Origin of the sequence: Pseudomonas sp. Colony2, assembly GCF_019382755.1 — a bacterium.
Lineage (GTDB): Bacteria > Pseudomonadota > Gammaproteobacteria > Pseudomonadales > Pseudomonadaceae > Aquipseudomonas.
In genome coordinates this window covers 6,751,971-6,773,404 of record NZ_CP080030.1, presented here as the reverse complement: position 1 = coordinate 6,773,404, position 21,434 = coordinate 6,751,971, and the positions used below count along the sequence as shown (strand labels likewise).

General features: G+C 61.4%; 19 protein-coding genes. 5 read left to right on the top strand and 14 right to left on the bottom strand.

The window, feature by feature from the left end; translation table 11 throughout:
• Window positions 1-35: 35 nt before the first annotated feature.
• Complete coding sequence (locus JV201_RS27775; protein ID WP_003213804.1) at window positions 36-1,427, bottom strand: L-cystine transporter; 1,392 nt, start codon at window positions 1,425-1,427, stop codon at window positions 36-38.
• 241 nt (window positions 1,428-1,668) lie between these two features.
• Here JV201_RS27775 and JV201_RS27770 point away from each other — a divergent pair, with 241 nt between their 5' ends.
• Window positions 1,669-2,727 (top strand): phosphorylcholine phosphatase, encoded by a 1,059-nt coding sequence (locus JV201_RS27770; protein ID WP_003213803.1) that lies wholly within the window; start codon window positions 1,669-1,671, stop codon window positions 2,725-2,727.
• 193 nt (window positions 2,728-2,920) lie between these two features.
• On the opposite strand, the gene ilvD is transcribed toward JV201_RS27770, so the two are convergent.
• The 4 genes from ilvD to JV201_RS27750 all read right to left on the bottom strand — a co-directional run bounded on the left by ilvD (window position 2,921) and on the right by JV201_RS27750 (window position 8,389).
• Window positions 2,921-4,762 (bottom strand): dihydroxy-acid dehydratase, encoded by a 1,842-nt coding sequence (gene ilvD / locus JV201_RS27765; RefSeq protein ID WP_017476546.1) that lies wholly within the window; start codon window positions 4,760-4,762, stop codon window positions 2,921-2,923.
• Between the two features lie 330 nt (window positions 4,763-5,092).
• Window positions 5,093-5,551, bottom strand: coding sequence for a transposase (locus JV201_RS27760; RefSeq protein WP_003213801.1), 459 nt, complete (start codon window positions 5,549-5,551; stop codon window positions 5,093-5,095).
• Between the two features lie 212 nt (window positions 5,552-5,763).
• The gene (locus JV201_RS27755) at window positions 5,764-6,960 is read right to left on the bottom strand and encodes an MFS transporter (protein WP_134327475.1); all 1,197 of its coding nucleotides are present in this window, start codon (window positions 6,958-6,960) and stop codon (window positions 5,764-5,766) included.
• Window positions 6,961-7,192: 232 nt separating this feature from the next.
• Entirely contained in the window at window positions 7,193-8,389 is a 1,197-nt protein-coding gene (locus tag JV201_RS27750; RefSeq protein ID WP_003213799.1) for a class I SAM-dependent rRNA methyltransferase, read from the bottom strand.
• Window positions 8,390-8,598: 209 nt separating this feature from the next.
• Here JV201_RS27750 and JV201_RS27745 point away from each other — a divergent pair, with 209 nt between their 5' ends.
• Window positions 8,599-9,411 carry an HDOD domain-containing protein gene (locus JV201_RS27745; RefSeq protein ID WP_174717803.1) on the top strand — a complete coding sequence of 271 codons (813 nt, stop codon included), beginning with the start codon at window positions 8,599-8,601 and terminating at the stop codon, window positions 9,409-9,411.
• Window positions 9,412-9,432: 21 nt separating this feature from the next.
• Complete coding sequence (mutM, locus tag JV201_RS27740; protein ID WP_003213797.1) at window positions 9,433-10,245, top strand: bifunctional DNA-formamidopyrimidine glycosylase/DNA-(apurinic or apyrimidinic site) lyase; 813 nt, start codon at window positions 9,433-9,435, stop codon at window positions 10,243-10,245.
• 133 nt (window positions 10,246-10,378) lie between these two features.
• Here mutM and JV201_RS27735 read toward each other — a convergent pair whose 3' ends face one another.
• The 5 genes from JV201_RS27735 to JV201_RS27715 form a co-directional block, all read right to left on the bottom strand.
• Window positions 10,379-10,630: a YfhL family 4Fe-4S dicluster ferredoxin gene (locus tag JV201_RS27735; RefSeq protein ID WP_003213796.1), complete on the bottom strand. Its 252-nt coding sequence runs from the start codon at window positions 10,628-10,630 to the stop codon at window positions 10,379-10,381.
• A 183-nt stretch (window positions 10,631-10,813) separates the two neighbouring features.
• A complete protein-coding gene (gene coaD / locus JV201_RS27730) occupies window positions 10,814-11,293 on the bottom strand; it encodes a pantetheine-phosphate adenylyltransferase (RefSeq protein WP_003176711.1) in 480 nt (159 codons plus the stop codon).
• A 114-nt stretch (window positions 11,294-11,407) separates the two neighbouring features.
• Complete coding sequence (locus JV201_RS27725; protein WP_219406266.1) at window positions 11,408-13,003, bottom strand: GMC family oxidoreductase; 1,596 nt, start codon at window positions 13,001-13,003, stop codon at window positions 11,408-11,410.
• 33 nt (window positions 13,004-13,036) lie between these two features.
• Window positions 13,037-13,582, bottom strand: coding sequence for a twin-arginine translocation pathway signal protein (locus tag JV201_RS27720; RefSeq protein ID WP_087693254.1), 546 nt, complete (start codon window positions 13,580-13,582; stop codon window positions 13,037-13,039).
• Between the two features lie 28 nt (window positions 13,583-13,610).
• Window positions 13,611-15,038 (bottom strand): coniferyl aldehyde dehydrogenase, encoded by a 1,428-nt coding sequence (locus JV201_RS27715; RefSeq protein WP_219406265.1) that lies wholly within the window; start codon window positions 15,036-15,038, stop codon window positions 13,611-13,613.
• Window positions 15,039-15,184: 146 nt separating this feature from the next.
• Here JV201_RS27715 and JV201_RS27710 point away from each other — a divergent pair, with 146 nt between their 5' ends.
• Together JV201_RS27710 and JV201_RS27705 are read left to right on the top strand one after the other, a co-directional pair.
• Window positions 15,185-15,856, top strand: coding sequence for a TetR/AcrR family transcriptional regulator (locus JV201_RS27710; RefSeq protein ID WP_003213791.1), 672 nt, complete (start codon window positions 15,185-15,187; stop codon window positions 15,854-15,856).
• A 39-nt stretch (window positions 15,857-15,895) separates the two neighbouring features.
• Window positions 15,896-16,750, top strand: coding sequence for a sulfurtransferase (locus tag JV201_RS27705; protein WP_087693253.1), 855 nt, complete (start codon window positions 15,896-15,898; stop codon window positions 16,748-16,750).
• Between the two features lie 47 nt (window positions 16,751-16,797).
• Here the strand turns inward: JV201_RS27705 and JV201_RS27700 are convergent, their stop codons facing one another.
• The 4 genes from JV201_RS27700 to JV201_RS27685 all read right to left on the bottom strand — a co-directional run bounded on the left by JV201_RS27700 (window position 16,798) and on the right by JV201_RS27685 (window position 21,367).
• On the bottom strand, window positions 16,798-17,793 hold the full coding sequence (locus JV201_RS27700) for a hydrolase (protein ID WP_219406264.1): 996 nt from the start codon (window positions 17,791-17,793) through the stop codon (window positions 16,798-16,800).
• A gap of 130 nt (window positions 17,794-17,923) precedes the next feature.
• A complete protein-coding gene (gene rsmD / locus JV201_RS27695) occupies window positions 17,924-18,529 on the bottom strand; it encodes a 16S rRNA (guanine(966)-N(2))-methyltransferase RsmD (protein WP_003213788.1) in 606 nt (201 codons plus the stop codon).
• Window positions 18,529-20,019, bottom strand: a complete 1,491-nt coding sequence (locus JV201_RS27690; protein ID WP_003213787.1) for a pitrilysin family protein — start codon at window positions 20,017-20,019, stop codon at window positions 18,529-18,531. The genes rsmD and JV201_RS27690 overlap by 1 nt, the downstream gene beginning before the upstream one ends.
• The gene (locus tag JV201_RS27685) at window positions 20,012-21,367 is read right to left on the bottom strand and encodes a pitrilysin family protein (protein ID WP_003213786.1); all 1,356 of its coding nucleotides are present in this window, start codon (window positions 21,365-21,367) and stop codon (window positions 20,012-20,014) included. The genes JV201_RS27690 and JV201_RS27685 overlap by 8 nt, the downstream gene beginning before the upstream one ends.
• Window positions 21,368-21,434: the final 67 nt, after the last annotated feature.

Here is a 21,434-nt window from a genome sequence, read left to right as displayed (position 1 = left end):
AATGTGGGAGCTGGCTTGCCTGCGATAGCGGTCGGTCAGGCCTGCGCCAATTCCGCATGCTCATCCGCATTCAACAGCTCTTTATCCGTCTGCTGCATGATCTGGCTGGTAATCGCCCCCGCCGTCATCGAACCGTTCACGTTCAATGCCGTACGACCCATGTCGATCAGCGGCTCAACCGAAATCAGCAGCGCCACCAGTGACACCGGCAAGCCCATCGCCGGCAGCACGATCAGCGCGGCAAACGTCGCACCGCCGCCCACGCCCGCCACACCGGCCGAACTCAAGGTCACAATCGCCACCAGGGTCGCGATCCACAGCGGGTCCAGCGGGTTGATACCCACGGTCGGCGCAACCATCACCGCCAGCATCGCCGGATAAAGGCCGGCACAACCGTTCTGGCCAATCGTCGCGCCAAACGAGGCGGCAAAGCCGGCGATGGACTGCGGGATCCCCAAACGACGGGTCTGCGCTTCAATGCTCAGCGGAATGCTCGCGGCGCTGGAGCGGCTGGTGAAGGCGAACGTCAGCACCGGCCAGACCTTGCGGAAGAACCGCAGCGGGTTGATCCCGGCCAGCGACAGCAGCAGGCCATGCACCACAAACATCAGGCCCAGGGCCAGGTACGACACCACCACAAAACTGCCGAGCTTGATGATGTCTTGCAGGTTGGAGCTGGCGACCACTTTGGTCATCAGCGCCAATACGCCGTACGGGGTCAGCTTCATCACCAGGCGCACCAGGCGCATCACCCAGGCTTGCAGGGTGTCGATGGCGTTGAGGACTTTCTGGCCTTTTTCCACGTCATCCTTGAGCAGTTGCAGCGCGGCAACCCCAAGGAATGCAGCGAAGATCACCACACTGATGATCGACGTCGGCTTGGCCCGGGCCAGGTCGGCGAACGGGTTCTGCGGGATGAACGACAGCAGCAGTTGCGGGATATTCAGGTCGGCGACCTTGCCCGCGTAATCACTCTGGATCACTTGCAGGCGCGCCATTTCCTGGGTGCCGGCCACCAGGCCTTCGGCGGTGAGGCCGAACAGGTTGGTCAGGCCGATACCGATCAGCGCCGCGATTGCCGTGGTGAACAGCAGCGTGCCGATGGTCAGGAAGCTGATCTTGCCCAGGGACGAGGCGTTATGCAGACGGGCCACGGCGCTGAGGATCGAGGCAAACACCAGCGGGATCACGATCATTTGCAGCAACTGCACGTAACCGTTGCCGACCAGGTCGAACCAGCCGATCGAGGCCTTGAGCACCGGGTTGCCGGCACCGTAGATCGCGTGCAGCACCACACCGAAGATCACGCCGAGTACCAACGCAAACAAGACCTTCTTGGCGAGGCTCCAGTTGGTTCGGCGGGTTTGTGCCAGGCCCAGCAGCAGGGCCACGAACACCAGTAAGTTGAGAATCAGGGGCAGATTCATTGAAGCTCCGTTGAGAAGGCAGCCAATCGCAGGAGCCTGCGATTGCGAACCGGCAAGCCTAACAGCTTGAAATATATTGATTTAATAACGTTATCGCATGGTGACTGTCGTTTTTGGAATAAGCGAATGACGCGCAGGCGTATGGCATTGGCGCGATCACGACGAAAGCGGTCGCGCTCGGGCGATAACTGTCATACAGATTTGTTAGCGTCGATGTCTTTCACTCAGGGAGAAAACGCACATGAAGCTAGCGCCGAAACTGTTTGCCGCCGCGCTGTGCCTGGGCCTCGCGAGCCAGGCCTTTGCCGCCACCGAGTTGAAACACTGGCCGGCGGCTGCCGCCAAGCAACTGGACACGATGATTGCTGCCAATGCCAACAAGGGCAACTTCGCGGTGTTCGACATGGACAACACCAGTTACCGCTACGACCTTGAAGAGTCATTGCTGCCGTACCTGGAAAACAAGGGCCTGATTACCCGCGACACCATGGACCCTTCCCTGAAGCTGATCCCGTTCAAAGACACCGCTGACCACAAGGAAAGCCTCTTCAGCTACTACTACCGCCTCTGCGAAGTCGACGACATGGTCTGCTACCCGTGGGTCGCGCAGATTTTCTCCGGCTTCACCCTCAAGGAACTCAAGGGCTACGTCGACGAGATGATGGCGTCGGGCAAGCCGGTACCGGTCACCTATTACGACGGTGACGTGGTCAAGAACATGGAAGTGCAGCCGCCGAAGGTCTTCACCGGCCAGGCTGAGCTGTTCAACAAGCTGATGGAAAACGGCATCGAGGTCTACGTGATGACCGCCGCGTCCGAGGAACTGGTGCGCATGGTCGCGGCCGATCCGAAGTACGGCTACAACGTCAAACCCGAGAATGTCATCGGCGTGAGCACCTTGCTCAAGGACCGCAAGACCGGCGAGCTGACCACCGCCCGCAAGCAGATTGCCGCCGGCAAGTATGACGAGAAGGCCAACCTCGGCCTGGAGCTGACCCCGTACCTGTGGACCCCGGCCACCTGGATGGCCGGCAAGCACGCGGCGATCCTGACCTACATCGACGAGTGGAAAAAACCGGTGATCGTCGGTGGCGACACGCCAACCAGTGACGGCTACATGCTGTTCCATGACGTGGACGTGGCCAAGGGCGGCATCCACCTGTGGATCAACCGCAAGGACAAATACATGACCCAGTTGAACGGCATGATGGCCAAGCACGCTGCGGCCCAGGCCAAGGAAGGGTTGCCGGTGACGGCGGATAAAAACTGGGTGATCGTCAAGCCGGACGAGATTCAGTAATTACGGCTGGACTCGGTCGAAAATGTGGGAGCGGGCTTGCTCGCGAAGGCGGTGGATCAGCCAGCTTATTCAGTAACTGGCACACCGCAATTCGCGAGCAAGCCCGCTCCCACAGTTGATCTTCTTTGTTTGGGGAATTATCTCCAGACAAAAAAATGCCCCGCACATGGCGGGGCATTTTTATGGGCGAGGTTTACAGACCGTCAAGCATCGCCTTGTTACGCACAGCACCTTTGTCGGCACTGGTGGCCAGCAGGGCATAAGCCTTCAAGGCGGTGGTGACTTTGCGCGGACGCTTCTCCACCGGCTTCCAGCCTTTCTTGTCCTGCTCGACCCGGCGTGCCGCCAGTTCTTCATCGCTGATCAACAGGTTGATCGAGCGGTTCGGAATGTCGATCAGCACCTTGTCGCCATCCTGCACCAGGCCGATGGCGCCGCCCGCAGCAGCTTCCGGCGAAGCGTGGCCGATGGACAGGCCCGAGGTCCCGCCGGAGAAACGGCCGTCGGTGAGCAAGGCGCAGGCTTTGCCCAGGCCCTTGGATTTCAGGTACGACGTCGGGTACAGCATCTCTTGCATGCCCGGGCCGCCTTTCGGGCCTTCGTAACGGATGATGACGATGTCGCCTTCCTTCACTTCGTCAGCGAGGATGCCGCGTACCGAGCTATCCTGGCTTTCGTAGATCTTGGCGCGGCCTTCGAACACGTGGATCGACTCGTCGACACCGGCGGTTTTCACGACGCAGCCATCCAGCGCGATGTTGCCGTACAGCACGGCCAGGCCGCCCTCTTTCGAATAGGCATGCTCGACACTGCGGATGCAGCCGTTTTCACGGTCGTCGTCGAGGGTTTCCCAACGGGTCGACTGGCTGAACGCGGTCTGCGTCGGGATGCCGGCCGGGCCGGCCTTGAAGAAGTGATGCACGGCTTCGTCAGTGGTTTGGGTGATGTCCCACTTGGCGATGCCTTCGGCCAGGGATTTGCTGTGCACGGTCGGCAGGTCGGTGTGCAACAGGCCGCCACGGGCCAGGGAGCCGAGGATCGAGAAGATCCCGCCGGCGCGGTGCACGTCTTCCATGTGGTACTTCTGGATGTTCGGCGCGACTTTGCACAGTTGCGGCACGTGGCGCGACAGGCGGTCGATGTCCCGCAGGTCGAAGTCGATCTCGGCTTCTTGCGCGGCGGCCAGCAAGTGCAGGATGGTGTTGGTGGAACCGCCCATGGCGATGTCCAGGGTCATGGCGTTTTCGAACGCCTTGAAGTTGGCGATGTTGCGCGGCAACACCGACTCATCGTTCTCGGTGTAGTAGCGCTTGCACAGCTCGACGATGGTGCGGCCGGCCTGCAGGAACAGTTGCTCGCGGTCGCTGTGGGTGGCCAGTGTCGAGCCGTTGCCCGGCAAGGCCAGGCCCAGGGCTTCCACCAGGCAGTTCATCGAGTTGGCGGTGAACATGCCGGAGCACGAACCGCAGGTAGGGCAGGCGCTGCGCTCGTATTCCGCAACCTTCTCGTCAGAAGCGCTGGAATCGGCGGCGATGACCATGGCGTCCACCAGGTCGAGGCCGTGGGAGGCGAGCTTGGTCTTGCCGGCTTCCATCGGGCCGCCGGAGACGAAGATCACCGGGATGTTCAGGCGCAGGGCGGCCATCAGCATGCCGGGGGTGATCTTGTCGCAGTTGGAGATGCACACGATGGCGTCGGCGCAGTGGGCGTTGACCATGTATTCCACGGAGTCGGCGATGATCTCGCGGCTCGGCAGGGAATACAGCATGCCGTCATGGCCCATGGCGATGCCGTCATCCACGGCGATGGTGTTGAATTCTTTCGCTACACCGCCGGCGCGTTCGATCTCGCGGGCGACCAGTTGGCCCAGGTCCTTGAGGTGGACGTGGCCGGGTACGAACTGGGTGAACGAGTTGGCAATCGCGATGATCGGCTTCTTGAAGTCGTCATCTTTCATCCCCGTGGCGCGCCACAGTGCGCGGGCGCCGGCCATGTTGCGGCCGTGGGTGGATGTTTTCGAGCGGTAATCAGGCATTGGAGCACTCCGGGCGGCTAATCAAGTACTAAAGGGGAGTGAGCTTCTAATTGACGACTGGAACACCCGAAAAATGGCCGTGTGTCCGGAAGTTGCCACTCGCGTCGCGGGATCGCCGCTTGCTTGGGCCTCGAGCTCATAAACCCGCCGGGGGATGACTGGCGATGAATAGGTCCGATTCTACACCGCTGGCGGCCGGAGGGAATGGCCGTCTACCTGTAGGAGCGAGCTTGCTCGCGAAAAACGTCAACGGTAACGCAGCGCTATCAGGTGGTCCGTGTCGTCTGTTGGTTTTTCGCGAGCAAGCTCGCTCCTACAGGGTTGCGTATTTCACAGCCACATGGCGTCCCAGAGCGGATAGTCGCCGATACGCTCAACCAGCCCTGCTCTTAATGGATTGGCGACGATGTATCGAGCTGTTGCTTTCAGGTCATCTTCCCGGCGTAGCGCCCGATCAAAGTAGCCCTTTTGCCAAAGTGTCCCGTGGCAACTCCTCGCTTTGTTAATGGCGTGGGCACTTCGCGACTTGGTAATCCGCATCAGTCTCGGCAAATCGCCGTTGTGCAATTCCACCAGCCAATGGAAATGGTCCGGCATCACGACCCAGGCCAGTGAGGTCGCCTCGCCGTCGTCCTGAGCCTTTCTGAATTCGCGAACAAGCAGGCGACCAATGCGCCAGTCCTGGAAGACCAGCTGTCGTTGATGGGTGACGGCGGTGAGCAGGTAAATGCGGCCGGATTCCGAATAGCGGCCTTTACGCAGCCGATGGGCGTTTTGCTGGGTGGACATTCCTTCGTCCTCTTCGTGTGGGTAGAAGAGAGACGGTAGGAGGCAACAGTGTCTATTGGCGTTTAAACACTGGTTCTGAATATGTCATGCCTTCTGTAGGAGCGAGCTTGCTCGCGAAGAACGTCAACGATAACGCAGCGCTATCAGGTGGCCCGTGTCGCCTATATGTTTTTCGCGAGCAAGCTCGCTCCTACAGTGGGAGTGGGAGAGCGTTAGCGTCCGACTCTGATGTTCGTCACTACGCCCCAAACGCTGAGCACGATGAAGCTGATGGCGATGGTCATCAGCAAGTTGTCTCCGGCTTGGGCGAGCGCGGCGCTGCTGACGGCGGCGGTGATGAACATGATGCTGTTGCCGGCCGACGCGGCGGTGCCGGCGCTGCTGGAGAACAGCAACATGGCCGCGGAAATCGCGGCGGGGCGAACCAGGGTCACGGCCAGGGCGCTGATCAGCATCGGGATCAGCAGGGTGATGGTGGTCATGGCCTCATAGCTGATCACCAGCGTCAGCAATACGCCTGCGATCCCCAGCAGGCCCAGCCCGAGGTTGATTTGTCGCGTGAGGGAGATATGTTTCTGCAGTGCAGTTGCTGCAACGCCGCCCAGCAGGTAGGCAACGCCATACACCATCAGCACTACCGCGTACTGGTATTCGGACAGCTTCAACTCATCCATGAAAATCAGCGGTGTCACGCTGATCAAGGCGAAGTAACACGCGAATACCAACGCGGCGATCCACCAGTAACGGATGAAGTCCCGGTTGCTTGCGATGGATTTCAGCGTGGCGATGATCGAAACAGGGGCTCTTTCAGGGCTGGCCGCCTTGGACGGCAATATCAGCCAGGCATGGATAAACATGCCTAGCGCCATCACCGCAAATCCATAAAAGCTGCCCTGCCAATCAAATGTGGTTTGCAGCCAGGAGCCGAGCAGCGGCGACAGCGCAACGAACGATCCGCTCAGGGTCATGTAGTAGATGCGGATGCGGGCGCGATCCTGCTCTTCGAAAAGGTCTTCAACCAGCGCATGGCCGAGCACAAAAAAGCCACAGCCGATGGCCTGGACGGCGCGAAACAGCAGGAAACTCGGGTAATTCGCCGCCAGTGCGCAGCCGATCGAGCCTAGGGTGGAAACCACGATGCACCCCAGCAGCACTTCCTTGCGCCCGAATTTATCTGAAAGCGGGCCGGCGATCAGTTGGGAAATCGCAAAAACCAGAGTGAACAGGCTGATGGATAAGGCGACCTCAGCAGTTGAGGTATCGAACTTCGCGGCCAGGGCTGGAAAGGAGGGCAGCAGGATATTGATCGGGAAGAAGCTGATCAGCGAGATGCAGGTGATGAGGATGAAGCGCGAGCGTTGTTGGCGTTTTAAGTCGCCATGGGGTGGCGAATAAGAGGACTCAGACATTGTTTTTATTTTCCGGAGTAAAACCAGAAACCGATACTAGTCTGCGAAACGGGGAATTCAATCAAAAGTGTTGTGGGAGGCCAAGCCCATGATGGTGTGTGTTGCCGCTGTAGGAGCGAGCTTGCTCGCGAAGAACGTCAACGATAACGCAGCGCTATCAGGTAGCCCGTGTTGTCTATTCGTCTTTCGCGAGCAAGCTCGCTCCTACAGTTGATCCGGTTCCAATTGGGCGTTAGCTATTCGGCAACAACCGGCAAGTAATGCTCTTGATATACCGGGTCTCGGCAATCGCCGGGTGCACCGGGTGGTCCGGGCCCTGGCCGCCGCGTTCCAGCATCTGGATATTGCGATCCAGGTGACGGGCGCTGGTCAGCAGGATGTTTTGCAGGTCGTCTTCCGGCAAGTGCATCGAGCACGAAGCGCTGACCAGGATGCCGTCCTTGCTGAGCAGGCGCATGGCTTGCTCGTTCAGGCGGCGGTAGGCGCCTTCGCCGTTTTTCATGTCTTTCTTGCGCTTGATGAAGGCAGGCGGGTCGGCCACGATCACGTCGAAACGCTCTTCGCTGGCTTTCAGCTCTTTGAGGGCTTCGAACACGTCGCCTTCGATGCAGGTCATTTTCTCGGCAACGCCGTTCAGTGCCGCGTTGCGCTCCACGCCGTCGAGGGCGAAGGCGGAGGCGTCGACGCAGAACACTTCACTGGCACCGAAGGCGGCCGCTTGCACGCCCCAGCCGCCGATGTAGCTGTACAGGTCGAGTACGCGTTTGCCTTTGGCATACGGAGCCAGGCGAGCGCGGTTCATGCGGTGGTCGTAGAACCAGCCGGTCTTCTGGCCCTGGATCACCGGCGCTTCGAACTTCACGCCGTTTTCTTCCAGTGCCACCCACTCCGGCACCAGGCCGAACACGGTTTCGACGTAGCGGTTGAGGCCTTCGGCATCACGCGCGGCGGAGTCGTTCTTGAACAGGATGCCGCTTGGCTTGAGCACTTGGGTCAGTGCGGCAATCACGTCTTCCTTGTGGGCTTCCATGGTCGCCGAAGCGATCTGCACCACCAGGATGTCGCCGAAACGGTCGACCACCAGGCCTGGCAACAAGTCGGAATCGCCGTACACCAGGCGGTAGAACGGCTTGTCGAACAGGCGGTCACGCAGGGACAGGGCGACGTTGATGCGGTGCACCAGCAGCGACTTGTCCAGCGGCAACTTGATGTCGCGGGACAGCAGGCGGGCGCAGATCAGGTTGTTCGGGCTCATGGCCACGATGCCGAGGGTCTTGCCGCCGGCTGCTTCCAGGATCGCCTGGTCGCCTGCCTGGAAGCCGTGAAGAGGTGTGGCGGCCACATCGATTTCGTTGCTGTAGACCCACAGGTGGCCGTTGCGCAAACGACGATCGGCGTTGGCTTTGAGACGCAGGCTTGGCAGGGACATGACGTCGCTCCGGAAAAAAGAGCGGGAGTATACCGTGTTGTGCAGTACTTGGCGGTGCCGCCGGACATGTGGNNNNGGTTCAGTTCGGGTTTTTGAGGTGTCAGCCTGGTTGCCATAAAGGTTAGAATCGCCGCCTAGTCCAGAGTGTGCCCCCTATGTCCCAAGAGCTATCCGCCGAACAGATCCAACAGAGCCTCCAAGGCATCAGTGTGCCGCCTCAACCGCAAATCATGGTGGATTTGCAGATGGAGCAGTACATGCCCGATCCGGACCTGGAAGTGATCGCCCGGTTGATCGCCCAGGACCCGGGCCTCTCCGGCTCGCTGCTGAAGATCGTCAATTCGCCGTATTACGGTCTGAGCAACAAGATCGTCTCGATACAGCGCGCGGTGAACCTGCTGGGCAGCCGCTCCATCGTCAACCTGATCAACGCGCAGTCGATCAAGGGCGAGATGAGCGACGACACGATCGTCACCCTCAACCGTTTCTGGGACACCGCCCAGGACGTGGCCATGACCTGCCTGGCCCTCGCCAAGCGCACCGGCAGCCAGGCGGTCGATGAAGCCTACGCATTGGGGCTGTTCCACGATTGCGGCGTGCCGTTGATGCTCAAGCGTTTCCCGAACTACATGAGTGTGCTGGAAGAGGCCTATGCCAACGCCGGCCCGGAGTGCCGTGTGGTCGACACCGAGAACCAGGCGTTCAACACCAACCATGCCGTGGTGGGTTACTACACCGCCAAATCCTGGCGCCTGCCGGAACATGTGACCGATGCCATCGCCAATCACCACAATGCCCTGGCGATTTTCAGCGACGAGTCCAACCAGAAGCCGCAGCTGAAAAACCTGCTGGCGATCCTGAAGATGGCCGAGCACATTTGTGCGTCGTACCGCGTGCTGGGCAACCAGGTGGATGACCATGAGTGGAACGCCATCGGCCCGCTGGTGCTGGACCATATCGGCCTGTCGGACTACGACTTCGAGAGCTTGAAGTTGTCGATCCGCGAGCTGGGCGCGCACTAATCCTTTTTCCAAGAGGTACACATGCCCGAGTTACCGGAAGTCGAAACCACCCGGCGCGGAATTGCGCCGCACCTGGAAGGCCAGCGGGTCAGCCGTGTGGTGGTGCGTGAGCGGCGCCTGCGCTGGCCGATCCCGGAAGACCTGGATGTGCGGCTGTCCGGGCAACGCATCGTGCTGGTGGAGCGGCGGGCCAAGTATTTGTTGATCAATGCCGAGGTCGGCACGCTGATCAGCCACTTGGGCATGTCGGGCAATTTGCGCCTGGTGGAAGCCGGCAGCCCGGCGGCCAAGCATGAGCATGTGGATATAGAACTGGAGTCGGGCCTGGCCCTGCGCTACACCGACCCGCGACGCTTTGGCGCGATGCTCTGGAGCCTCGACCCGCTGAACCACGAGCTGCTGATCCGCCTGGGGCCGGAGCCGTTGACCGACCTGTTCGACGGCGAGCGGCTATTCCAGCTGTCCCGTGGACGCTCGATGGCGGTGAAGCCGTTCATCATGGATAACGCAGTGGTGGTGGGCGTAGGCAATATCTATGCGACGGAAGCGCTGTTTGCCGCCGGGATTGATCCGCGTCGGGAAGCCAAGGGCATTTCCCGTGGGCGTTACCTGAAGCTGGCGATTGAGATCAAACGCATCCTGGCGGCGGCCATCGAGCGCGGCGGCACCACGTTGCGTGACTTTATCGGCGGCGACGGGCAGCCGGGGTATTTCCAGCAGGAATTGTTCGTCTATGGCCGTGGTGGAGAGGCGTGCAAGGTCTGTGGGGCTGAGTTGCGCAACGTAATACTGGGGCAGCGGGCGAGTGTGTTTTGCCCGAAGTGTCAGAGCTGACAATTTGTGGTGCTGCTGATGGCCTATTCGCGAGCAAGCCTGCTCCCACATTCGACTGCATTCCAAAGGTGGAACTCGGTCGAATGTGGGAGCGGGCTTGCTCGCGAAGGGGCTTAATGAAGCGCCAAGGGACTTAGGCCTTCCCGGTAATCAACCGGTACTTCTCCATCAGTTGCTCTTCCGTTTCCGGATGAGCCTCGTCCAGCGGAATGCAATCCACCGGGCAAACCTGCTGGCACTGGGGTTCGTCGTAGTGGCCGACACACTGGGTGCACAGGTTGGGGTCGATCACATAGATCTCTTCACCCTGGGAAATGGCAGCGTTCGGGCACTCGGGTTCGCAGACGTCGCAGTTGATGCAATCGTCGGTGATGATCAGGGACATGGAAACTCCTGCCAGGGCTGTCAGCCAAGGCATCTGAAAACTAATGCGCGCAATTGTGCCGCATTGGCGCCCGCAGTGCGAGTCACAGCGATGGACAGTAGGAGCCGGCTTGCCGGCGATGGCGATGGGTCAGTTGCACCGTGGCGCCTGGATCGCTGGCAAGCCAGCTCCTACTGTCCGGGATTATTTCTTGAATCGCAGGGTGAGAGCATCCGCCACAGCCGGGTGCACGAACTTGGTGATATCCCCGCCCAACGCCGCGATTTCCCGGACCAACGTCGAGGAAATGAACGAATAACGTTCCGAAGGCGTAAGAAACAGGCTTTCCACGTCCGGCGCCAGTTGGCGGTTCATGTTGGCCAGTTGGAATTCGTATTCGAAGTCCGACACCGCCCGCAGGCCGCGCAGGAACACATTGGCGTTCTGTTCCTTGGCGAAGTGCGCCAGCAGCGTCGAGAAGCCGACCACTTCAACGTTGGGCAGATGCTTGGTGACCTCACGGGCCAGCTCCACGCGCTGTTCCAGGGGAAACAGCGGGTTTTTCTTGGGGCTGGCAGCGACCGCGATAATCACATGGTCGAACAAGCGCGAGGCGCGTTCGACCAGATCGCCATGGCCCTTGGTGATTGGGTCGAAGGTACCTGGGTACAACACTCGGTTCATCGCGTCGTCCTGGCGGAGTCCGTTGGGGAACCGGATGGTATCGCAGCCATCCCGGTCGGCCAAGTCAACTTATTCAGAAGAAAGCACTATAGACACCGCGAATACCCGGTTTTTTCAGGCCGTTTTCAGACGTTCGGCCAATGCCGTCGCCAGTTGCGCCGTCAATCCATACACCGATAACTGCGGGTTAGCGCCAATGCTGGTGGGGAATAGCGAGCCATCGTGGATCGACAAGTTGCGCAGTTGATGATGGCGCCCAAGGCTGTCGGCCACGGCGTTTTTCGGTTCTTCCCCCATCGCGCAACCGCCCATTACATGAGCGCTGCCGAGCCGGGTTCGGTGCAATTCGAGGTTCAACCCGTCGATCATGCTGCGGGCTTCAGCCAAGGTGTTCACGTAGCGCGCATCGCCGTGCAGCGGCATCACCGACTTGGCGCCGCCGGCAAACTGAATCTCCGCCATGCTGTGGAATGCCCGGCGCAGGCCGTCCCAGGCGTAGGGCGAAACCTGATAATCGAGCACCGGTGTGCCATCGCCGCGTAATTCGACTGTGCCACCCGGGCTGTCGGGGTGGAAACCGTCGCGCAAGAGGGCAAGCATTGCGTGGGTCTTGGGCAGTTGGCCCATATCCAGCGCGTTCTGCGTGCCGTAGCCGCCGAGCAAGGTGCTGGCCAGGCCCGGATGCAGTGGCGGTACTTCGAGCTTGTAGGACATTTTGCCGGTAGTGCCGTCCTGCCATTGGAAGTGATCGGAATAAATCGACTGCGGCGCGCCGTAGAACGGGTTGATCACCTCGTCGAACAACCCGGCGGAAAAATTCACCAGGTGTAAAAAGGTTCGCTTGCCCAGGCGCGAGTGGGGATCGGGCGCGTCCGAGCGCAGCAGCAGTGCCGGGCTGTTGATGCCGCCGCCGGCCAATACGTAATGCTTGGCTTTGACTGTGATCTTGCGGCCGGTGGGTGCCACGCAATACTGATCCATGGCCACGCATTCGAGGCTGGTGATGGTGTCGCCGCGGAACTTCAGGCGTTCGGCGCGGGCCAGGTACAGCAGCTCGCCGCCTTTCTCCAGGGTGGACGGAATGGTGGTCACCAGCATTGATTGCTTGGCGTTGACCGGGCAACCCATGCCGCAATACCCCAGGTTGAAACAGCCGCGCACATTGCGCGGGATCACGTGCCAGCTGTAGCCAAGCTTTTCGCAGCCCTTGCGGATCACGTCATTGTTGGCATTCGGTGGCATGGCCCAAGGCGCGATGCCCAGGCGTTGTTCCATTTTTTCGAACCAGGGCGCCATCTCGGCGCTGCTGTGGCCCTTGACCGCGTATTCGCTGGCCCAGTGGGCGAGGGTCGGGTCCGGGGTGCGGAAGCTGGAGGTCCAGTTGATCAGCGTGGTGCCGCCGACCGCTCGGCCCTGCAGGATGGTGATGGCGCCGTCCTTGCTCATGCGCCCGATGCCTTCCTGGTACAGGGTGGCGTAGGCCTCGTCCTCCAGCAGCTTGAAGTCGTTGCTGGTTTTCAGCGGGCCTTCTTCGATCAACAGCACCTTGTAGCCGGCGGCGCTGAGGATTTCGGCGGTGGTGCCGCCGCCGGCACCGCTGCCGATGATTGCGACGTCAGCCTCCAGGGTCAGGTCCTGGTCGAGGGCGGCGCCATTGTGGGTTTTCCAGCCGCGGGCCATGCCATCGCGGAACAGATCAGGTACGGGCATCAGGGTCGTCTCTTGTTTTTATCGGGATGCGAATCAGATTTTCGGTGGGCCGGGGTAGCCGCAATGCGCCCAGGACTCGGGGCGGAAATACCAGGCCATGATCACCAGTTTGAGCAACGAGCCCTGGCCCATGCGCAGCAGGTTCAGGTAGCTGTTTTCCCAACGGTGCAGGAAGTTGCGGATCTGTTCGCCGCTGGCGTTTTCCCAGCTGCCCCACACCCCGGTCAGCGGCCCACGGGTGACGGCCATGCCCAATACGTCGAACAGTTGCTGGGTCAGCTTGAACATCTCGGGCGACAGGTGTTGCAGGCTGAAGTCGAGCTTTTTCAGGGTGTCGTCGATGCCGGCCACCACTACCTCGGCGCTGGCCACGCCCTCCAGCAGCACCGGAATCACTGCCCGCAAAAACGGCAGGTCACTGCTGCGCAACATCGCAAAGCCGCTGGCCGGGGTGCTGCTGGAGCAGCCGCTGAGGCTGGCGCCCAGCCCGGCGGTGGCCAGGAAGGCGCTGGCGCACAGGCCGAGTTTCAAGACGCCGCGCCGTGACAGCGCGGGTGATTCAGTCAGGCTAGGGTTCATTCTTATTGTTATCCCGGTGATGGGTTTGTTAGCGGACGAACAGCTTCTGGATCAACTTCTGAATGGATTTGCCATAGGGCGGGTAAATCAGCTTGGCCGCGTTCAGGCGTTGCTTGATCAGCACGCCCTTGGCCTTGCTGAAGGTCAAGAAACCTTCATGGCCGTGGTAATGGCCCATGCCCGACGGGCCGATTCCGCCGAAGGGCATGTCGTCCTGGGCTACGTGCAGCAACGTGTCGTTCAGGCACACGCCGCCGGAATGGGTTTCGTGCAGTACGCGGTTCTGTTCCGCCTTGTTGTAGCCGAAGTAATACAGCGCCAGTGGGCGAGGGCGCTGATTGATGTAGGCGAAAGCCTGGTCGAGGCCGCGATACGGCACGATCGGCAGCACCGGGCCGAAGATTTCGTCCTGCATCACGGTCATCTCGTCGCTGACATTCAGCAGCAGGCTGTGGGCCATGCGGCGGTCCTGGCCCTGGTCGTACAGCGGGACCAGGGTGGCACCCTTGTCAGTGGCGTCTTTCACGTAGCCGTTGAGCCGGGCCAACTGTCGTTCGTTGATGATGGCGGTGTAGTCCGGGTTGTCGGCCAGGGTCGGATAGAACCCGCGAACCGCCTTGCTGTAGGCCTCGACGAAGCCGTCTACACGGTCTTCCGGCACCAGCACGTAGTCCGGCGCCACGCAGGTTTGCCCGGCATTCAGCGCCTTGCCGAAGGCGATGCGTTCGGCGGCGTCCTTGAGCGGCACGTCGGCGGAAACAATCGCCGGTGATTTGCCGCCCAGTTCCAGGGTGACCGGCGTCAGGTGTTCGGCCGCCGCGCGCATCACGTGCTTGCCGATGCTGGTGGCGCCGGTGAACAGCAGGTGGTCGAAGCGCAGCTTGGAAAACGCCATGCCCACTTCAGCCTCGCCGAGCACCACGCACACCAGGTCCTCGGGGAAGATCTTCGCCAGCAGCGTCTTGAGCAACTGGCCGGTGGCGGGGGTGGATTCGCTGAGCTTGAGCATCACCCGGTTGCCGGCCGCCAATGCACCCACCAGCGGGCCGATGGCCAGGTACAACGGGTAGTTCCAGGGCACGATCACCCCGACCACACCCAGGGGTTGATAGATGACCTTGGCGGACGCGGGCTGGAAGGCAATGCCTACAGCGCGGCGGGAAGGTTTCATCCAACCCTTGAGGTGTTTGCTGGCGTAGTGAATGCCATGCAGGCTGGGCATCAGTTCGGCGAACAGGGTTTCGTCGGCGCTGCGGTGGCTGAAATCACTGCTGATGGCGTTGATCAGCGCCTGGCGTTCGTCACTCAGCAGCTCGCGCAAGGCCTTGAGCCATTGCTGGCGCTGGGCGGCCGGCGGCATCGGGTTGGCGGCGTAGGCCCGACGCTGGGCGTCGAACAGTTCGTGGAGCTGGTCCAGCGCCTGGGAATCTTGCAGGTAGGCAACGTTGGCAGACATGGCGAAGTTCCCGATTGTTATTGGAATGCTTCAGTTTTTAGAGTCATTGCTCTAAATTGTCAAATAACATTGCACAACGTGCCGATTTATCCGGACAAGGATAGTCCGTAAGATGCCGCCATCACGGGTCTAGAAGTTGATTTCCCATGGCACCACGAGTAAAGACCAGCGAGCGCATTGTGCAAACCAGCCTGGAGCTGTTTAACCAGCAGGGCGAGCGCAGTGTCAGCACCAACCATATCGCCGCCCATATGGAAATTTCCCCGGGCAACCTGTACTACCACTTCCCCAACAAGCAGGCGATTATCGCAGTGCTGTTTCGTGAGTACGAAGCGTTGGTGGACAGCTTCCTGCGCCCGCCCCAGGGCCGTGCGGTGACCGTGGAAGATAAGCGCTTCTACCTGCAGGCGGTGCTGGCCGGCATGTGGCGCTACCGCTTCCTGCACCGTGACCTCGAACACCTGCTGGAAAGCGACCCGGAGCTGGCCACCGGCTACCGGCGGTTCTCCCAGCGCTGCCTGATCCAGGGCGCAGCCATCTACCAGGGGTTTGTCGATGCCGGCATCCTGAACATGGACCCGGTGCAAACCGAAGCCCTGACCCTCAACGCCTGGATCATCCTCACCTCGTGGGTGCGCTTCCTGTGCACCACCAATGAAAAGTCCACGCACCTGAGCGCCGAGGCGATCAAGCGCGGGGTGTATCAGGTGCTGGTGCTGGAAGCCGGGTTTATCACCCCCAAGGCCAAGGACGCGGTGGATGCACTGTTCAAAGAGTTTTACGTGCCGTTGAATCAGGCGCTGGAAGAAGTGAAGTAGGATGTTTCCCGAACGCTAACCTAGCCACAGGAGTCAGTCATGCCGCTTGCCCAACTGATCAGCCCCCAGCAACTGGCCGAGCGCCAGAAGTCCGGCGGGCTGGTGATCCTCGATTGCCGCTTTGCCCTGGAAGACCCGGACTACGGCCTGTGCAGCTACGCCGAAGGGCATATCGAAGGGGCGCAGTATGCCGATCTGGAGCGCCACCTCAGCGGGCCGATAATCAAGGGCGTGACCGGTCGCCATCCGTTGCCGGCGCCGGATGCGTTTATCCGGCAACTGCGGGCATGGGGCGTTAACGCCGACAGCGATATCGTTTTGTATGACGACGGCCCGGGTGCCTATGCCGCCCGTGCCTGGTGGCTGCTGGCCTGGCTGGGCAAGCGCGACGGTGTGTTCATCCTCGATGGCGGCCTGAAAGCCTGGCACGCGGCGGGCTTCCCGTTGAGCCTGGATGCGCCGGTGATCGAGCCCGGCACCTTCAGCGGCACGCCGGACAACCACTTGCAACTGGACGCCGAACACCTGCAGAAACGCCTTGGCCAGCCCGGCCTGACCCTGATCGACGCCCGCGCCCAGCCGCGTTTTCGTGGTGAAGTGGAGCCGATCGACCCGGTTGCCGGGCATATCCCCGGCGCGCAATGTGCCGCATTCAATGAAAACCTGGGCAGCGACGGCCGTTTCCTGCCGGCGGACCAGCTCAAGCAACGCTTCGCCGCCAAGCTGCAAGACCGCTCGCCGGATGACCTGGTGGCCTACTGCGGCTCCGGCGTGACTGCCTGCCACAACCTGTTTGCGCTGTGCCTGGCGGGTTACCCGTTGGGCAAGTTGTACGCGGGGTCGTGGAGCGAGTGGATCACTGATCCAAAGCGGGAAGTTGCAACAGGAGACTGAGGTCTGCCTGACCCGGTCTGAGCCAAAGTGTGGGAGCTCCCACATTTTTATCGGCGTTGTGTCAGTAGCCACTCCGGGATTCTTCGTTCCAGGTAGTAAGTTGGCTGTTTCAGCGAGCCATCCACAAACCCGACATGCCCGCCCTTGGCCAGCAGTTCGAACTCGGTGCAATCCGACAGTTCGCTGGCCTCGGGCAGGCTGTGGGCGAACACGAACGGGTCGTCCGCGGCCTGGATGATCAGGGTTGGTGTGCGAATGCCCCCGAGGTAGTAGCGGCTGGAGGCGCGGCGGTAGTAGTCCTCGGCACTGAGGAACCCGTGCAGCGGCGCGGTGACGCGGCCGTCAAAGTCCCAGAACGTGCGCATCTTCTCCAGCGAGCCCAGGTCGGCGAGGGTTTTCAGGCCTGCCTCGCGGCCATCCTTGAGAAACCGGCTTTGTTTGACGCGGATATAGGCCAGCATTTCGCGCATGAAATGCTTCTGATAAACCCGAGAAAAGCCCAGGCCAATGCGATCGGCGCACTGATCCAGGCGAAACGGTACCGACACGGCTGCCGCACCTTGCAGCCCGCAGGCTTCGCCGGTTTCGCCCAAGTACTTGAGCAGCACATTGCCGCCCAGTGAATACCCCGCCGCATACAGCGGCGCCAACGGGCGCTTGGCCCGCAGGTGAGCGATGGTTTCGGCCAGGTCTTCACTGGCGCCGGAATGGTAGCTGCGGGCAAGCAGGTTGGGTTCGCCGGAGCAGCCACGCCAGTTCAGCGCGACGCTGGTCCAGCCTTGGGTTGCTAGGGCTTTTTGCAGGCCGGCTACATAGGGCGAGTTGGACGAGCCGGTCAGCCCGTGCAGTACCAGCACCAGCGGGGTGGTTGCGTCATGCGGCCCATGCCAGTCGAGGTCGAGAAAGTCGCCGTCTGCCAGCCACAGCCGTTCGCGCTGGCGTTCGATGTGCGTGGTTTTGCGCCACAGCGGTCCCCACAACGTTTGCAGGTGCGGGTTGCCGAGGCCGAAGGCGGGGGTAAAGCGGTCGAGGGGCGGAGTCATGAAATTCTCGGTGCCGAATGGGCTTGCTCCAATCATTGTAGGAGCGAGCTTGCTCGCGAAAAACTCAAGATCACCGCGTTCCCCTGGTTTCCCGCGTCATCGTTAACGATCTTCGCGAGCAAGCTCGCTCCTACACGGTGCGTTGCCACAACGCGTAATACACCCGCCCGGATTTCTGCTCGCGGTGCAGGCGCCAGGTGCCCGGCAGACCGAGTGTGGACGGTGCGGTTTCGCTTTCAGTGTAGATCCAGGCATCCGGTGCCAACCACTGGCGCTCTTCCAGCAACGCGCAAACGGTCGGCAGCAGGTTCTGATTAAACGGCGGATCGAGGAACACCACGTCAAACTCGCGGGCTTCCTGGGTTTCCAGGTAGCGCAGCGCATCAGCCGTCTGCACTTGCCCCGTGGTGCAACGCAGGGTGCCCAGGTGTTCCTTGAGGCTGGCAACCGCCACGTTGCTGGCATCCAGCGCCTGGCCCAAGGCAGCGCCACGGGACAGGCTTTCAAGGAACAACGCGCCGCTGCCCGCGAACGGGTCCAGCACCTTGGCCCCGGCGATATACGGCGCGAGCCAGTTGAACAGGGTTTCACGCACGCGGTCTGGCGTCGGGCGCAGGCCCACGACATCGGGGAAGCTCAGCTTACGGCTGCCCCACTCTCCGCCGATGATGCGCAGTTGGCCCACACCGTTGTGAACGTTGTGGACAGGTTTTTTGGGACGGGATGGACGGGCCATTAATGCTCCGGAACCCCGAGCGGTTGCTCGGCGGGTTTATCAGTGGGGGGCGGTAGTGGCTTTTGCGCAATCGTCGGGCCGGCGGTCACGATGACCATCTTGTCGGCACTCAAATGTTTGTTCAAAGCAGCTTTGACCTGGTCAACGGTCAGCGCCTGGGATTGTTTCATGAAATCTTCCAGGTAGCTCAGCGGCAGGTTGTAGAAACCCATGGCGCCCAACTGCCCGACGATATCGGCGTTGCTCGCGGTGGACAGCGGGAAGCTGCCGGCCAGTTCGCGCTTGGCGTCATCGAGTTCTTTCTGTGTCGGGCCGGTCTTGAGGTAGTCGGCGAGTACGTCCTGCACCAATCGCAGCGTGCCGGCGCTCATTTCGGCGCGGGTTTGCAGGTTGATCATGAACGGACCGCGTACCTGCATCGGCGAGAAGCCGGAGTATACGCCGTAGGTCAGGCCGCGTTTCTCGCGCACTTCGCTCATCAAACGGGTGCCGAAGCCACCGCCGCCGAGAATCTGGTTACCCAGGGACAGCGCGGCGTAATCCGGGTCGGCACGGTCGATACCCAGTTGCGCCAGCAGCAGGGTTGTCTGCTTGGACGGGAACTCGATGTGGGTGGTGCCAGCCTTGGGCTCGACCGGTTGGGCGATTTTCGCCAGCGCCGGGCCTTTTGGCAGGGACGCGGAAACCTTGGCGGTCATGGCTTCGGCTTCGGCGCGGGTCAGATCGCCGACTACAGAAATCACTGCGTTGCCGGCGGCGTAGGCCTTGGCGTGGAAGTCCTTCAATTGCGCGAGAGTCACCTTCGGCACGCTCTCGGCGTTGCCTTCGCTCGGATGGGCGTAAGGGTGGTCGCCATAGAGCTGCTTGAACAGCTCGATGCTCGCCAGTTTGCCGGGGTTCTGTTTCTGGTATTCAAAGCCGGCCAGCAGCTGGTTCTTGATCCGCGCCAGAGAGTCTGCCGGGAAGGTCGGCTTGCCGATCACGTCGTCAAACAGTGACAGGGCGGCGTCACGCTTGTCGCTGGCGCTCAGGCTGCGCAGGGAAACCAGCGCCATGTCGCGGTAGGCGCCATTGCTGAAATCAGCACCCAGGCCGTCGAAACCGGCGGCAATCTGGCTGACGTCCTTGCCCGGCACGCCTTCGTTGAGCATTGCGTTGGTCAACAGCGCCAGGCCTGGTGTTGCGCCGTCCTGGCTGCTGCCGGCGGCGAACAGGATGCGCATGTCGAACATCGGCAGTTCATGGGCTTCGACGAACAGCACCTTGGCGCCTTCGGCGGTGGTCCAGGTTTGCACGTCGAGCTTGCGGTTGGTCGGCGCCTTGTCGTCCAGCTCGGCCAGGGATTGCAGCTTGTTGGCGGACTTGGCCTGCTCCAGCGCCTGGCTGGCGACGGATTCGCTGGGGCGCAGCAAGTACACCGCGCAGGCCGCAGCCAAAGTCACCACGATCAGGCCGGGCAGCACCAGGCGGTTGTTTTTACGTTCACTCATGAGCGGTCTCCTCAGGCAAGACATGGGCGACGCTGAGACGTTCGCGGGTGAAATAGGTGCGTGCAGCTTTCTGGATATCTTCGGCGGTGACGCTTTGCAGCTCGGCCAGCTCGGTGTCCATGAGTTTCCAGGACAGGCCCACCGTCTCCAGGGAGCCGATGGCAGTGGCCTGGCTGGTAATCGAGTCGCGCTGGTAAACCACGCCGGCGATGACCTGGGCGCGGATACGCTCCAGTTCTTCAGCGCTCGGTGGCTTGGCCTTCAGCTCATCCAGCAGGCGCCAAAGGCCGGCTTCAGCCTGGGCCACGGTCTTTTTCTTTTGCAGGTTCGGTGTGGCAGTCAGGGTGAACAGGCTGTCACCGCGGGTGTAGGCGTCGTAGCTCGACGAGCCGCCGGACACCAGCTCTTCGCCGCGCTCCAGTTGTGTCGAGATGCGCGCGCTATAGCCGCCGTCCAGCAGGGCCGAGATCAGGCGCAGGGCGTTGACCGAGCGTTTGTCTTCAGCGGTGGCCAGGCTCGGCACGTTGAAACCAAGGATCACGCTCGGCAGTTTGGTCTGTACATGCATAGTCAGCAGGCGTTCACCGGGCTCGGCCAGCTCCAGCGGGATTTTCGCCGGGGGGACGTCGCGCTTGGGGATCGGGCCGAAATAGCGCTGGGCCAGGGTTTTGACTTCATCCGGGGTTACGTCGCCCACCACTACCAGGGTGGCGTTGTTCGGCACGTACCAGGATTGGTACCAGTGGCGCAGCTCTTCAACCTTCATGCGGTCCAGGTCGGCCATCCAGCCGATGGTCGGCGTGTGGTAGCCGCTGGCCGGGTAGGCCATGGCCTTGAAGCGCTCATAGGCCTTGGACATCGGGTTGTCGTCGGTGCGCATCCGGCGCTCTTCCTTGATCACCTCGATCTCGCGGCTGAACTCGTCGGCCGGCAGGCGCAGGCTGGCCATGCGGTCGGCTTCCAGCTCGAAGGCGACACCCAGGCGGTCACGGGCCAGCACTTGGTAGTAAGCGGTGTAGTCGTCGCTGGTGAAGGCGTTTTCTTCGGCGCCCAGGTCACGCAGGATCAACGAAGCCTCGCCGGGGCCGACCTTGGCGCTGCCCTTGAACATCATGTGTTCCAGGGCGTGGGACAAACCGGTCTGGCCCGGGGTTTCGTAGCTGGAGCCCACCTTGTACCAGACCTGGGAAACCACCACCGGGGCGCGATGGTCTTCGCGCACGACGACCTTGAGGCCGTTGTCCAGGGTGAATTCGTGGGTGGGTTGTGGGTCGGCAGCCAAAGCTGAAAGGGGCAGACAAACTGTGCTGAGCAGCAGGCCTGCGGCGCGGCGGGCTAGAGCATTCATTCGTTTTTAAACCTGTTGGGCTGCCCGCTTGGTCTTAGCGTCGGCGGGCGAGGAGGTGCTAGGATAC